This window comes from Pseudochrobactrum lubricantis (assembly GCF_041929865.1).
Classification (GTDB): domain Bacteria; phylum Pseudomonadota; class Alphaproteobacteria; order Rhizobiales; family Rhizobiaceae; genus Pseudochrobactrum; species Pseudochrobactrum saccharolyticum.
Genome location: NZ_JBHEEE010000001.1, coordinates 414,671 through 428,198 on the forward strand (window position 1 = coordinate 414,671; position 13,528 = coordinate 428,198).

Annotated in this window: 14 protein-coding genes; 3 read left to right on the forward strand and 11 right to left on the reverse strand. The window is 53.5% G+C overall.

Going from position 1 to position 13,528, the window contains the following annotated elements:
- The first annotated feature begins 7 nt into the window (after window positions 1-7).
- From JNC80_RS01800 to ccoS, 3 genes are read left to right on the forward strand one after another with little or no spacing between them, the layout of a single operon-like run.
- Window positions 8-559 carry a FixH family protein gene (locus JNC80_RS01800; protein ID WP_151158627.1) on the forward strand — a complete coding sequence of 184 codons (552 nt, stop codon included), beginning with the start codon at window positions 8-10 and terminating at the stop codon, window positions 557-559.
- The gene (locus JNC80_RS01805) at window positions 556-2,802 is read left to right on the forward strand and encodes a cation-translocating P-type ATPase (protein ID WP_376709324.1); all 2,247 of its coding nucleotides are present in this window, start codon (window positions 556-558) and stop codon (window positions 2,800-2,802) included. Before JNC80_RS01800 ends, JNC80_RS01805 begins: the two co-directional genes overlap by 4 nt.
- A gap of 4 nt (window positions 2,803-2,806) precedes the next feature.
- Window positions 2,807-2,974, forward strand: a complete 168-nt coding sequence (gene ccoS, locus JNC80_RS01810) for a cbb3-type cytochrome oxidase assembly protein CcoS (RefSeq protein WP_075654168.1) — start codon at window positions 2,807-2,809, stop codon at window positions 2,972-2,974.
- Between the two features lie 66 nt (window positions 2,975-3,040).
- Here ccoS and phnN read toward each other — a convergent pair whose 3' ends face one another.
- From phnN to JNC80_RS01865, 11 genes are all read right to left on the reverse strand, one after another.
- Window positions 3,041-3,592, reverse strand: a complete 552-nt coding sequence (gene phnN / locus JNC80_RS01815) for a phosphonate metabolism protein/1,5-bisphosphokinase (PRPP-forming) PhnN (RefSeq protein ID WP_376709325.1) — start codon at window positions 3,590-3,592, stop codon at window positions 3,041-3,043.
- A gap of 35 nt (window positions 3,593-3,627) precedes the next feature.
- The gene (locus JNC80_RS01820) at window positions 3,628-4,782 is read right to left on the reverse strand and encodes an alpha-D-ribose 1-methylphosphonate 5-triphosphate diphosphatase (protein WP_221722033.1); all 1,155 of its coding nucleotides are present in this window, start codon (window positions 4,780-4,782) and stop codon (window positions 3,628-3,630) included.
- 114 nt (window positions 4,783-4,896) lie between these two features.
- Window positions 4,897-6,264, reverse strand: coding sequence for a phosphonate ABC transporter, permease protein PhnE (phnE, locus tag JNC80_RS01825; RefSeq protein ID WP_376709326.1), 1,368 nt, complete (start codon window positions 6,262-6,264; stop codon window positions 4,897-4,899).
- A 3-nt stretch (window positions 6,265-6,267) separates the two neighbouring features.
- Window positions 6,268-7,233 (reverse strand): phosphonate ABC transporter, permease protein PhnE, encoded by a 966-nt coding sequence (phnE, locus tag JNC80_RS01830; RefSeq protein WP_221719267.1) that lies wholly within the window; start codon window positions 7,231-7,233, stop codon window positions 6,268-6,270.
- A gap of 172 nt (window positions 7,234-7,405) precedes the next feature.
- Window positions 7,406-8,323, reverse strand: coding sequence for a phosphonate ABC transporter substrate-binding protein (gene phnD / locus JNC80_RS01835; protein ID WP_376709327.1), 918 nt, complete (start codon window positions 8,321-8,323; stop codon window positions 7,406-7,408).
- A gap of 46 nt (window positions 8,324-8,369) precedes the next feature.
- Entirely contained in the window at window positions 8,370-9,218 is an 849-nt protein-coding gene (gene phnC / locus JNC80_RS01840; protein ID WP_075654162.1) for a phosphonate ABC transporter ATP-binding protein, read from the reverse strand.
- Window positions 9,219-9,380: 162 nt separating this feature from the next.
- Window positions 9,381-9,995: an LbetaH domain-containing protein gene (locus tag JNC80_RS01845; protein ID WP_376709329.1), complete on the reverse strand. Its 615-nt coding sequence runs from the start codon at window positions 9,993-9,995 to the stop codon at window positions 9,381-9,383.
- Complete coding sequence (gene phnL / locus JNC80_RS01850; RefSeq protein ID WP_122005204.1) at window positions 9,992-10,711, reverse strand: phosphonate C-P lyase system protein PhnL; 720 nt, start codon at window positions 10,709-10,711, stop codon at window positions 9,992-9,994. The genes JNC80_RS01845 and phnL overlap by 4 nt, the downstream gene beginning before the upstream one ends.
- A gap of 2 nt (window positions 10,712-10,713) precedes the next feature.
- The gene (phnK, locus tag JNC80_RS01855; protein WP_022710285.1) at window positions 10,714-11,502 is read right to left on the reverse strand and encodes a phosphonate C-P lyase system protein PhnK; all 789 of its coding nucleotides are present in this window, start codon (window positions 11,500-11,502) and stop codon (window positions 10,714-10,716) included.
- Window positions 11,499-12,407, reverse strand: coding sequence for an alpha-D-ribose 1-methylphosphonate 5-phosphate C-P-lyase PhnJ (locus JNC80_RS01860; protein ID WP_075654159.1), 909 nt, complete (start codon window positions 12,405-12,407; stop codon window positions 11,499-11,501). Before JNC80_RS01860 ends, phnK begins: the two co-directional genes overlap by 4 nt.
- Complete coding sequence (locus tag JNC80_RS01865) at window positions 12,404-13,528, reverse strand: carbon-phosphorus lyase complex subunit (protein ID WP_376709330.1); 1,125 nt, start codon at window positions 13,526-13,528, stop codon at window positions 12,404-12,406. The genes JNC80_RS01860 and JNC80_RS01865 overlap by 4 nt, the downstream gene beginning before the upstream one ends.

The window sequence follows — 13,528 nt, forward strand, 5'->3', positions numbered from 1 at the left end:
AAACGTGATGATCAAGCAAAATACGTCTTCCCCTGCCCCTCAGGGACGCGAATTTACCGGCTGGCATATGCTTGCGATTATGATCGCTTTCTTCGGGGTGATTATTATCGTGAATGTTATCATGGCCACATCAGCAATCCGCAGCTGGTCCGGCCTTGTTGTCCAGAACTCCTATGTTGCCAGTCAGGAATTTAATGAAAAATCCCAGCTCGGCAAAGAACATGCCGCGCTCAACTGGAAACAAAATCTGGATTATAAAGACGGTATTGTCAGCTACAGTCTGACCGATGCCAATGGTGCGCCGGTTAAAGCGCTTGGTGCAACGGCTGTTTTCCGCAGGCCAGTGAATGAAAAAGAAGACCAGATCCTGAACCTGATGCCGGCAGGCAATAATGTTCTCACCGCAGAAGCCGATCTGAAAGACGGAAACTGGGTGGTTGAAATCAATACCTATGCCGGACTTGATCTGCCTTACCGTCAGGTTAACCGTGTGAATATTGCCGGTGGTAAATTCACCATCACCGCAGACAACCAGCCGGCACAAGGATCAGCGCAATGAGTTGCTGTGGTTCCGGCATTCAGTTTTCCGCTGCGGATTATCGTCCGGAAGAATTACTGCTGGCGAGCCGCACACTCGGCGATGGTCAGCGCCAGCTTGACTTGTCTGTCCCTTCCGTTCATTGCGGCTTGTGCATTCAGACTGTTGAAACTGCGCTGAATGCTTTGCCAGAAGTCAGTTATGCGCGTGTCAATCTTTCGTCCAAACGGGTATCGGTGCGCTGGAAAGACGGTATTGAACCGCCGCATGTGATTGATGCACTGCAGAAGGCCGGTTACCCCGCTCATATTTTTGAGCTGGGTGATGATAAAGATCCGCAGCTTTCCCGCCTGCTGATTGCGCTGGCTGTGGCCGGTTTTGCCTCGATGAATATCATGTTGTTTTCTGTGTCGGTCTGGTCCGGCGCTGATGCCGCAACGCGTGATATGTTCCATTGGCTTTCCGGTCTGATTGCACTGCCGACTTTGGTTTATTCCGGTCGTATTTTCTATATGTCTGCATGGAATGCGCTGAAACACGGCCGCAGCAATATGGATGTGCCGATTTCGCTGGCGATCACCCTTGCTTTTGTGATGAGTGTTTATGAAACGCTCAATTCCGGCCAGCATGCTTATTTCGACGCCTCGGCGACATTGCTGTTTTTCCTGCTGATCGGCCGCACGCTGGATCATGTGATGCGCGAACGTGCCCGCTCTGCGGTGAAAGGTTTAAGCCAGCTGGCCGCACGCGGCGCCGTGGTGATCGGTGATGATAACCAGCACAGCTTCATGCCGATTGCGGATATCCGCCCGTCTATGCGCATCATTCTGGCCGTTGGTGAGCGCGTGCCTGTCGATGCGATCGTTGAAAGCGGTCGCTCCGATCTCGATTGTTCCATTGCGACCGGTGAAAGTGTGCCGGTTCCGGTGACGCAAGGGTCGAAAATCCGTGCAGGTACCATGAACCTGACAGCGCCGTTGACGATTAAAGCCACCGCCTCTGCTGATAGTTCTTTCCTCGCGGAAATGGTGCGCCTGATGGATGCCGCAGAAGGTGGCCGTGCCCGTTACCGCCAGCTCGCAGACCGTGCTTCCGCACTTTATGTGCCGCTTGTCCACACCACTGCATTTCTGGCTTTCGTCGTCTGGCTTTATCTGAGCGGCGATTGGTACAAATCCACCTATGTCGCGATCACCACGCTGATTATTACCTGCCCTTGTGCATTGGCTCTGGCCGTGCCGATTGTACAGGTTGTGGCCGCACGTCGCCTGTTTGAAAACGGCATCATGGTCAAAGACGGTTCCGCGATGGAACGTATGGCTGAAATTGACAGTGTGATGTTTGACAAGACCGGCACACTGACACTCGGCCAGCCGCAGCTCATGGAGCGCGGCAGTCTCGATCAGAATGCGCTGGAACTGGCTGCAGAACTCGCACTCTATTCGCGTCACCCGCTGTCGCGTGCGCTGACAGCCTTCACCAATCCGGCAAAAAATATCCGTTTTGATCTGATTGAAGAAGTAAGCGGTACCGGTATCGAAGCCCGTATGGGGCAGGATATTTATCGTCTTGGTCGCCGTGACTGGGCAGTTGAAGATGTTTCACAGGACAATGCCAGCACCGGCACAGAAACCGTGCTGAGCCGCAATGGTACTTTGCTCGAAGCCTTCCGTTTTGAAGACAGCCCGCGTGATGATGCTGCACGCTCTGTTCAGGCGCTGAAAGACGAAAAACTCAGCGTGGAAATTCTCTCCGGTGACAAAGAAAAGACGGTCAGCGCCCTTGCCCGTCAACTTGGTATTGAGAAATACCGCGCGGAAATTCTGCCTGCCCATAAATCAGAACTGGTGACCGAGCGTACCAATGAAGGCCACAAAGTGCTGATGGTTGGTGACGGGCTGAATGATGCGCCTGCGCTGATGTCTGCCTATGTGTCGATGGCACCGGCAACGGCAGCGGATATTGGCCGTAATGCTGCGGATTTCGTCTTCCTGCATGACAGTCTGACAGCTGTACCGCTGGCAGTGGCGATCTCCCGCGAGGCAGGTAAACTGATCCGACAGAACTTTGCATTATCACTGATCTATAATATTATTGCCGTACCCATTGCGCTGTTCGGCTATGTCACGCCTTTGATTGCAGCGCTCTCGATGTCGCTGTCTTCGATCCTCGTGGTCAGCAACGCCCTTCGCCTGAAAGCAGGTAAAAAACAAGGCCAGAAAACAGCCTCTCCTTTAAGCCTGCTGAAGCGACAAAAGGCCTGAGATTATGAATATATTGATTTTCCTCATACCCATTGCCCTGTTTTTGGGCGGCATGTGGCTCGCAGCATTTTTATGGTCACTGAAAAGCGGGCAATATGAGGATATGGACGGAGCTGCCAACCGGATTTTCCTGCCGGATGACGATGATAAACCAGCACCGGAAAAACCATAAATATCAGGGCAGTTTCGTTTTCCCGAAACTGCCCTGAATTGTTTTCAAGATGTGATTAGCACAGGTTCAGCTGCGGCAGGTATTCAGCTGGCTGGTAAAAGCTTCACCCGCTACAGCAACATCACCGGAATTATCAATCACCCAGACCGGTACATCACCGGCTTCAACCGGTTCCTGACGCTGCAAGCGCAGCGCTATGGATTCCGGTGTTTCGCGCCCGCGCGATGCAAGACGTTGCGCCAGCACTTCCGGAGTTGCGGTAATATGGGCAATCGCCACGCGCGGAAAACGCGCGGCCAGTTGCGGCAGAACTTTGCGGGAGAGATTGGCAATCACCACGCCGCCATTTTCAATCACCTGCTCCACCGAGGCAGGCAGACCGTAATAGAGGCCATGTGCCTGCCAGTGCATGCAAAATTCTGAGCGCTCAACCGCTTCCAGAAATGCCGCTTCCGACAATGTATCATGATCTTCCGTATTGCCATGGGCATCACGGGTCACGACGCGGCGCACAAAATGATAGCTGCCATCCTGCGGCAGGCGTGTGCGTGCATAGTCGATGATTGTGTCTTTGCCCGCACCGCTCGGCCCCACAACGGCAACAAAAATACCGGTCATTCCATTCATTCCGTCACTCAATATTGCAACCGCACTCAGAGTACGCGCTGCCCTTCCCGCCATACTGAACGTACCACCGGTATCGCATTCTGCATATGAACGCGAACCATATCAGCCCGTTTGCCCGATGCAAGTGTTCCGCGATCTGTAAAACCGACAGCTTTAGCCGGATTGCGGGTAACCAGATTGATCGCCTGCGGCAGCGTATAGCCATCAACCAGCTGCGGCAGCGTATAAACCGCCTGCACAAGGCTGAAAGGAATATAGTCGGAAGACAGAATATCGAGATGACCGGCGGAAGCCAGATCACGCGCCGAGACATTGCCGGAGTGGGATGAGCCGCGCACGATATTCGGCGCGCCCATCAGCACAGCCATACCGGCTTCTTTCGAGGCTTTGGCTGCTTCCAGCGTTGTCGGGAATTCGGCCACATGAATACCCTGCTCAATCGCTTCATCCACATGGGCAAGTGTCGCATCATCATGGCTGGCAAGCGAAATACCCTTGGCCTGACAACGGGCAGCAATTTCTTTGCGAAAACGGTCTGCATGAGCCACAGATTCCGCCACGCGGCGATCACAAAACGCATCAAACTCGGCCTGCGTCATCTTCTGCTTGCCCATATAGTAGGTCTTATAGGCTTCAAGGCTGGCAAACTGGCGCTGTCCCGGAGCGTGATCCATGAGGGAGGCAATCTTAACCTGAGGATTGTGCTCAAACAATTCAAACGCATCGAGGCAATTCGGCGAAGACACTTCGCAGCGCAAATGCAGATAGTGGTCTGCACGCAGACGGCCATTGTTCTGACCATCAGCAATCGCATCGGCAAGCAGCACCATATCGTCGGAGTTAATATCCGTGTCACCGTCAAGGCCCACGCGCAGCGCGTCGAATACTGTGGTGATGCCGGAAGCAGCAATCTGCGCATCATGCGCCATCAGTGCCGCATCTGCATTCCAGCGTACTTTCGGGCGCGGTGCATAATGGTGTTCAAGATGATCGGTATGCAGCTCAACAACACCCGGCATCAGATAATCGCCGCCAAAATCTTCACCGCTAATGCCATTGCCAGCGCTGATATCAGCGATTTTTCCGTCACGGATCTGGATTGTACCAGTGATAACTTCATCCTCAAGGATGATACGGGCATTTTTAAAAACGATATCGGAAGGGCGCGTGTCGCGTGTCATCGGAATTTTCCTGCTAACCAAAACTGTCCTGCATGATCGCTGTGATCATGCAGGACAGCTGTGGCCTACAGGAGTTTTGTGACAATCAGACAACGCTGATTTGAAGTTTTTGTCTCATTTCTGTGAGACGCGACGATCACCGGTCAAACGTGAGCGCAGCGCATTGGAAATGGCATCAAATACAAACACCACGATCAGAATGAGGATCACCATATAGGCGACGTTTGCCCAGTTGGAATTGGTGCGCATGGCTTCCCAAAGTTTCAGACCGATACCACCGGCACCAACCGCACCGATAATCGTTGCCGAGCGGGTATTGGACTCCCAGAAATACAGCATCTGACTGAGGAACACCGGCATCACCTGCGGAATAACACCGTAGCGCTGCACATTTGCCGGTGATGCACCAACCGATTTCACACCTTCACGCTGTTTATCGTCGATATTTTCCAGCGTTTCTGAATAGAGTTTACCCAGCGTACCGGTATCAGTGAAGAAGATCGCCGAAATACCAGCCAGCGGCCCCGGTCCGAAAGCACGGGTGAAGAACAGCGCCCAGATAAACATATCGACAGAGCGCAGGAAGTCGAACAGGCGCTTGGTAATCTGATTGGCAAAGAAGTTCGGCGTAATATTACGCGCGGCGATGAAGGCCAGCGGCAGCGCGAGCATACCGGCAAACAGCGTACCGACAAAAGCCATGACAATCGTCTGCAACATCTTGATCCAGACATCGCCGTGCTGCCATTCCGCATTATTCCAGATATTGTCAAAAGCCAGCGACAGATTGGACATTTCCGGTTTGATACGCTCACCGGAGACGATCAGCGAGGCGACCTCACCAGCTGACTTACCCCAGAATGGCGAATTGGTATCGAATACAAAGTTCGGCCAGCCGAAGAAACGGCGATTAACGGTGATACGCTCCGGCATGATACGGGCTTCACCGGAGAAACCGAAATCCACCTGCACTTCATCATTTTTCAGCACTACCCATGACGGCAGCGGTTTATCATCAACAGGTCGGGCAGCATCAGCATCAATGCGCACATTCAGCACTTCGCCGCCATGCTCCACGACAACCGTGTTGCCACTGAGATGCAGCGCTTCAGAACTGCCGAAAATCACACTGGTACGGCCATTGGCCTGCTGCACCCATTCCGGATCAGGATTCTTGCCCAGCACCGAAAAGCGCGGATAGGTTACTTTTGCCTCATCACCATTCAAACCAGTGTTTAGGCGAATAGTCGGGCGCACTTCATAGGAATACCACTGGCGGGCAGTAATACCGGCGCGATCCCACTGGCCTTCCGATAGCACTGTGCCAATGGCAAAGAACCACCAGCTATAAGCCATATACAGCACAATGCCCAAACCGATCAGCGGCAATGTATAGCGCTTGGAAAACGGGCGGCGAAAGACCTGCGGATAACGGTTTTCGTAATCAGCAATCTGAGCGGCATTTAAAGTCAAAGCTGTCATTTTTTACGCTCCGAACTGAAAGGCCTGAGCGCCGACAAGACGGCCGCGCAGCCATGCAGAGGTCTGATCCACCGCAATGATTGTTACGAGCAGCAGAAACACAATCGCCAGTGTTTTTGCCTGATGGCCATGACCGATTGACAGGCGCAATGCCTCACCGATACCGCCGCCGCCAACCGCACCGATAATGGTGGATGCACGAACATTGATCTCGAAACGCAGGAAGGCGTAGGACATGAAGTTCGGCATGACTTGCGGCACAATGCCGAAGCCGACGCGCTCAAACCAGTTGGCACCGACGGCACGCAGGCCTTCTTCCGCCTTCATATCGGCATTCTCAACCACTTCGAAAAACAGCTTACCCAGCGCGCCGATCGTATGAATACCAACCGCAAAAATCGCAGGAATTGGCCCCAGCGAGAGAATAGCTGCAAAGAAACCGGCAATCACAATTTCAGGAAAAGCACGCAGAATTTCCATGTAGCGGCGTACGAAAAAACGTAGCGCACGGCTGGTTGTCAGGTTTTTAGCCGCAAGGAAACACAGGATGAAACCAAAGAAAAAGCCGATCAACGTTGCCATCATGGCAATATTGAGCGTCTCCAGCATCTTGTAGAAATATTCAGGAATATAAAAACCGCTGCCGAACAGATAGACGCGGCCTGCCTCATAATCATATTTCTGACTACCGTCGAAATAAGGTGACGGCAGATCAAACAGAGCCCGCCAGACTTCCCAGCCGTCACGCGGCACCATATCACCGACGAAATCGAAGAAATGCGGCAGACGCTCCCAGAATTTACCGGCATTGCTTTCATTGGCGAACCACAAAGATGCGGAAAGCGCCAGAAACAAACCACCGATAATCAGCAGCGTATAGGTACGACGTCGGGAGGACAGTTCCCGCCAGTGCTGCTCGACCAAAGCGGCTTCACCGGACAGGGATGGCTTAGAAACAGTATGGGTCATCGGGCCCGCCTAGAGCATTTCGCAGTCAAATGACTTCATTTGACGCCCGCGATAATGCGACAAAACAAAGAGTTAGAGCGAGCGCAATGAGTAAAAACCAGACGCAACACGCTCTAAAAAGAATAAAAAAATGCGGCCAGCATCATTCTTTGACACTGGCCGCAACTTAATCTTACTGACCGATCTGCGACTTACGTGCGTCGATTACCGGCTGGTAGAAATCTTTGTTCACTTCGATATAGGACTTGAAATCGCCGCCCATTGTGGAAGCAAAGCACTCAGGATCAGTCTTTGGCAGATCCATCATATAGGTTTTGAACTTGGCTTTCAGATCAGCGTCAATCGCTGTGCGGATAACAATCGGGCCGTTCGGGATCAGCGGGGATTTCCAGACTTCTGTGAAGTCTTTCATATCGATCAGGCCTTTGTCGACCATCTTGCGCAGGTTACCGGATGTGTAACCTTCATCGAAGCTGCCAACGCCGGAACCGAAAGTTGTACCGGCATCAAACTTGCCGTCTTTTACAGCCAGAACCAGATTTTCATGGCCGCCGCCGAAACCGGTTTCGCTGAAATAATCTTTAACCGTCGCGCCATCGAGGTCTTTTGGCAGCGAGGTTACCGGAATGAGATAGCCGGAGGTTGAATCCGGATCGGCAAAACCAAGCTTCTTGCCTTTCATATCAGCAACAGTCTTGATGCCGCTGTCTTTACGGGCAACCATGATCGAATAATAACCGGTCGAACCGTCTGTCTGTTCAGTGGTCAGGATCGGCTCAACCGCATCTTCTTTGGTCAGATAGATTTTGGCATAGCCGGAAGCGCCAAGCACTGCATAATCCAGTGTGCCGCCGAGTAGACCCTGAATAACGCCGTCATAGTCGGCAGCAGGAAACAGTTTAACTTCCTTAACGCCGATTGCCTTTGGCAGCTGGTCAATAATGCACTGGTAATTGCGCAGACGGTCAGCTTCGTTTTCGCCGCCGATAATACCAACGCGGAACACTTCAGGCTTATCTGCCTGCGCTGCGGTTGCGGTTGCCACTGCGGACAGCGCAACGGCGCCGAGCAAAAGCTTCTTGAAGGTCATGAACCATTCTCCTGTTAAACGACTATCGTTTGGTTTTGGATGAGCGTTACTGTGCGTCTGCAACAAGCTTTGCGACCTGTCGTGCCACTTGCGGGCTGACCGGAGGCTGCGGCTGTTCCAATGCTGTGGATGTCACGGCTTCCGAGAAGCTTTCATCATCAGCTTCGGCACCATAAATGCGGCGGGCTGCGGCCTGTGTCAGATCAGCAGGCGTTCCGTCGAACACAACGCGTCCGCCCTGCATACCGATAATCCGGTCGCAATAGGTGCGCGCTGTATCCAGCGTATGAAGATTGGTGATAACGGTCAGGCCTTCGCGCTGATTGATATCGCGCAATGCGCTCATCACGACCTGCGCATTGCGCGGATCAAGCGAGGCAATCGGCTCATCAGCAAGAATAACTTTCGGGCTCTGCATCAGCGCACGGGCAATCGCCACGCGCTGCTGCTGACCACCGGAAAGTGTACCCGCCGGCTGCAAGGCGGTTTTGACAATATCCAGACGCTCAATATTGGCGATAGCCTGCGCACGTTCCTCACGGGAGAAAATGCCCATCAGACTTTTCACAGTAGAACGCTGATTAAGACGCCCAAGCAGCACATTGGTCAGCACATCGAGGCGCGGCACCAGATTGAACTGCTGGAAAATCATTGCGCAATCACTGCGCCAGCGACGCAATTCGGAACCGCGCAGACGCGACACGTCCTGATCTTTGAAAACGATAGAACCGTCCGATGTATCAATCAGACGATTAATCATTCGCAACAAAGTGGATTTACCGGCACCGGATGCGCCAATGATCCCCACCATCTGGCCCTGCGGAATTTCCAGATTAACATCTGCAACCGCAGTATTGCCGCCAAAACGACGGGTTACATTTTCAAGCTTCAGCATCAGCGCCCTCTATCAATTTCCCTGCGAAATTAGGCGCGTGATATGAAATGAAAATGTAAGTTAGATTACACTTCCATGAAAGTTCTGAATCAGATTTTTGACAAAAAAGCCGCCGGAAATTCCGGCGGCTCTGTTCTGCTATTGGATTCAGCAGCTTGGCTATCAGCCGCCGTGCTTTTCAAGAAAAGCTTCAATTTCAAGCTTGCGGAAATCATCCAGTGCATCACGCAGACGCTGATGATCCCAGTCCCACCATGCTAGCGCTTCCAGACGCTCAACAATCGCATCGGAAAAACGCTTGCGGATGAGTTTGGCAGGCACGCCGCCAACAATCGTATAAGGCGCGACATCTTTGGAAACGACCGCACCGGAACCGATGACCGCACCATTACCGATTTTAACACCAGGCAGAACGGTCACGCCATGACCCAGCCATGTATCATGACCAATGGTCACTTCATGAGCGCGGCGCCATTCAAAGAAATCCGCTTCCTGCTCGGCATCCGGCCAGTAATCATTGGCGCGATAGGTGAAGTGATGCAGCGTTGCGCGCCACATCGGGTGATTGGTGGCATTGATACGCACCGAAGCGGCAATATTCGCAAACTTACCGATCTTGGCGCACCAGACCATACCGTCGCGCTCAATATAGGAATAGTCGCCCATTTCCGTTTCAGAAATACGACAACGGGTACCAATTTCCGTATAGCGGCCGAATGTGCTGTCGGAAATTTCCGTATCCGGATGGATAAACGGCTGTTCTGACAATCTGGTCATGCATCTGCTCCCTGACGCACATAACCCGGAGCAAACTCGGTCACGTCGATGATACGGTCAGCCACAGCCTCACGCACATCCTCATCATGGAAAATGCCGAGCATCGCCACGCCCTCTGTTTTTTTGCGGCGGATCAGTTCCATAACAACTTCACGGTTTTTGGCATCGAGCGAAGCGGTCGGCTCATCAAGCAACAACACCGGATGATCGGTAATGAACCCACGGGCAATATTCACACGCTGCTGCTCACCACCGGAGAACGTGGCTGGCGGCAGATCCCACAGCCGCTGCGGCAGGTTGAGCATGGCCAGCAATTCACGGGCCTTATCCTGTGCCTGCTCACGGTCAACACCACGGGCAAATAACGGATCGGCCACAACATTCAGAGCGCTGACACGCGGCACAGTGCGCAAAAACTGGCTGACATAACCAATCGTATCGCGGCGCACAGCCATAACGGTGCGCGGGTCCGCCGAAGCAATATCAATCTGTTTGCCGTGATGGCGCAGAATGATTTGACCTTCGTCCACGGCATAATTGCCATAGACCATTTTCAGGATAGAGCTTTTACCGGCACCGGACGGGCCGCCAAGCACAGCACATTCACCGGCTTTCAGCGCAAAGAAAACATTATTCACCACCGGCAATTTAACGCCGCCCTGCAAATGCATGGTGAAGCTCTTTGCCACTTCCGAAACAATAAGGGGCATAGTCATGATTAAACCTGCAAAATTGAGGAAACGAGCAGCTGCGTATAAGGTGCCTGCGGATCATCCAGCACGCGATCAGTCAGACCGGCCTCGATGATATGACCATCTTTCATCACCATCATGCGGTGCGACAACAGACGCGCCACAGCCAGATCGTGGGTCACAACAATCGCAGCCAGACCGAGATCGGCCACCAGACCGCGCAACAGATCAAGCAGGCGCGCCTGTACGGACACGTCCAGACCACCGGTCGGCTCGTCCATGAAAATCAGACGCGGTGCAGTCACCAGATTGCGTGCGATCTGCAAACGCTGACGCATACCACCGGAGAATGCACGCGGCTGGTCATCAATACGGTCGGCAGAAATTTCCACACGGCCAAGCCAGTCGGTCGCCGTTTCACGGATTTTACCATAATGGCGGTCACCGACAGCCATCAGACGCTCGCCGACATTGGCACCGGCGGAGACGGTCATACGCAAACCGTCAGAAGGATTTTGGTGCACAAAGCCCCAGTCGGTGCGCATCAGGAACCGGCGCTCGGCCTCACTCATGCGATAGAGATCACGGAACTGGCCGTCACGCATCCGATATTCCACAGCGCCGACAGAAGGCTGCAAGCGTGTGGCAAGACAATTGAGCAGTGTCGTCTTACCGGAGCCGCTCTCGCCGACAATCGCCAGCACTTCACCCGGATACAGCTCAAAGGAAACATTGCTGCAACCAAGGCGGTTGCCATAGAATTTCGACAGTCCGTTTACACGCAGCAAAGGCGTATCATGATTTATATCGCTCATTGGGCTGCCTCCAGACCTGAGGACACCTGTCCGATATCTTTGTTATTTGCAGACAAGTGTCCGACATGGCCGTCGGCCTGTCGTGTTTCGCAATAATCGGTGTCGGAGCAGACAAACATGCTGCCGCCCTTGTCATCCAGCACCACTTCGTCGAGATAGACGCCCTTGGCACCGCACATGGCGCAAGGCTGGGCAAATTTCTGCACCTCAAACGGATGATCTTCGAAATCGAGGCTCACCACTTTGGTATAAGGCGGCAGAGCGTAAATACGCTTCTCACGTCCTGCACCAAACAGCTGCAAAGCCGGTGACATATGCATTTTCGGATTGTCGAATTTCGGTGTCGGTGAAGGGTCCATCACATAACGGTCTTCGACTTTCACCGGATAAGCATAGGTCGTGGCGATATGGCCGTGGCGGGCAATATCCTCATAGAGCTTGACATGCATCAGGCCGTATTCTTCCAGCGCATGCATTTTGCGGGTCTCTGTCTCGCGTGGTTCCAGAAAGCGCAGCGGCTCAGGGATCGGCACCTGATAGACAAGGATCTGGCCTTCTTTGAGCGGTGCTTCCGGAATACGGTGACGGGTCTGGATGATGGTTGCATCTTCCGTGCGGGTCGTCACTTTAACCTGCGCCGTCTTTTCAAAGAATGCACGGATCGACACGGCATTGGTGGTATCATCCGCACCCTGATCGATCACTTTCAGCGTGTCGTCAGCGCCCAGCACCGCAGCGGTCACCTGCACACCACCGGTACCCCAGCCATAAGGCATCGGCATTTCGCGGCTAGCAAAAGGCACCTGATAACCCGGCACCGCAATCGCTTTAAGCAATGCACGGCGGATCATCCGCTTGGTCTGCTCATCAAGATAAGCAAAATTATACTGCATCAGAACGCTCATTCTGCGGCTTCCTTCTGTGCTTCTTTCTGTGCATCATTAGCAGCATTGTGGCTGGCATATTCGGCACGCATACGGCGGATAAGGTCAAGCTCAGCCTGAAAATCCACATAATGCGGCAGTTTGAGATGCTCGACAAAACCGGTCGACTGCACATTGTCGGAATGGGAAATCACAAATTCCTCATCCTGTGCCGGCGCGGTAATGTCTTCTTCAAATTCTGCGGTGCGCAGCGCACGGTCACAGAGCGACATCGACATAGCCTTGCGCTCGCTCTGACCGAAAACCAGACCATAACCACGGGTGAATTGCGGCGGGCGGGTTGCAGAACCGGCAAACTGGTTGACCATCTGGCACTCAGTCACCTGTATGCTGCCCAGCGATACCAGACCGCCGAGTTCCGGTACATCCAGCTCAACCTCAACTTCACCGATGCGGATTTCACCAACAAACGGATGGGTACGGCCATAACCGCGCTGTGTAGAATAGCCCAGCGCCAGCAGGAAACCCTCGTCACCGCGTGCCAAAGCCTGCAAACGCAAATCGCGCTCCATCGGGAATGTCCACGGTTCGCGGGTCAGATCACCCGGAACATGGCCTTCCGGCATTTCACCATCCGGCTCAATCATGCCATTGGCACCGAGAATATCAGTCACGCGCGGCATAGCTTCATTAATAACTTCATCATCGCGCTGCACACCTTGTGCCACCGGATGATCGCCAGCCATTTCAGGATCAAGCAGGCGGTGGGTGTAATCGAAGGTCGGCCCCAGAAGCTGGCCGCCCGGCAGATCTTTAAAGGTTGCAGAAATGCGGCGCTCTGCCAGCATCTGCGCTGTGTCCAGCGGCTCGGAATAACCAAAGCGCGGCAAGGTTGTGCGATAGGCACGCACCAGAAAAATCGCCTCGATCAGATCACCGCGAGATTGGCGGATTGCCAGTGCTGCCAGCTCACGATCATAAAGCGCACCCTCGGCCATAGCACGGTCAACGGCCAGCCCCAGCTGCTCCACGATCTGCTCCAGCTGCAAAGCCGGAACTGAGCGGTCACCACGGCGGCGGTCACCCAGCAACTGATGTGCATTCTGAATAGCGGCTTCACCGCCTTTAACTGCAACATACAT

Excerpts from the sequence above, each read along its gene's own strand:
- JNC80_RS01800 (WP_151158627.1), top strand. The coding sequence starts at position 8 with ATGATCAAGCAAAATACGTCTTCCCCTGCCCCTCAGGGACGCGAATTT.
- JNC80_RS01805 (WP_376709324.1), top strand. The coding sequence starts at position 556 with ATGAGTTGCTGTGGTTCCGGCATTCAGTTTTCCGCTGCGGATTATCGT.
- ccoS (WP_075654168.1), top strand. The coding sequence starts at position 2,807 with ATGAATATATTGATTTTCCTCATACCCATTGCCCTGTTTTTGGGCGGC.
- phnN (WP_376709325.1), bottom strand. The coding sequence starts at position 3,592 with ATGACCGGTATTTTTGTTGCCGTTGTGGGGCCGAGCGGTGCGGGCAAA.
- JNC80_RS01820 (WP_221722033.1), bottom strand. The coding sequence starts at position 4,782 with ATGACACGCGACACGCGCCCTTCCGATATCGTTTTTAAAAATGCCCGT.
- phnE (WP_376709326.1), bottom strand. The coding sequence starts at position 6,264 with ATGACAGCTTTGACTTTAAATGCCGCTCAGATTGCTGATTACGAAAAC.
- phnE (WP_221719267.1), bottom strand. The coding sequence starts at position 7,233 with ATGACCCATACTGTTTCTAAGCCATCCCTGTCCGGTGAAGCCGCTTTG.
- phnD (WP_376709327.1), bottom strand. The coding sequence starts at position 8,323 with ATGACCTTCAAGAAGCTTTTGCTCGGCGCCGTTGCGCTGTCCGCAGTG.
- phnC (WP_075654162.1), bottom strand. The coding sequence starts at position 9,218 with ATGCTGAAGCTTGAAAATGTAACCCGTCGTTTTGGCGGCAATACTGCG.
- JNC80_RS01845 (WP_376709329.1), bottom strand. The coding sequence starts at position 9,995 with ATGACCAGATTGTCAGAACAGCCGTTTATCCATCCGGATACGGAAATT.
- phnL (WP_122005204.1), bottom strand. The coding sequence starts at position 10,711 with ATGACTATGCCCCTTATTGTTTCGGAAGTGGCAAAGAGCTTCACCATG.
- phnK (WP_022710285.1), bottom strand. The coding sequence starts at position 11,502 with ATGAGCGATATAAATCATGATACGCCTTTGCTGCGTGTAAACGGACTG.
- JNC80_RS01860 (WP_075654159.1), bottom strand. The coding sequence starts at position 12,407 with ATGAGCGTTCTGATGCAGTATAATTTTGCTTATCTTGATGAGCAGACC.
- JNC80_RS01865 (WP_376709330.1), bottom strand. The coding sequence starts at position 13,528 with ATGTATGTTGCAGTTAAAGGCGGTGAAGCCGCTATTCAGAATGCACAT.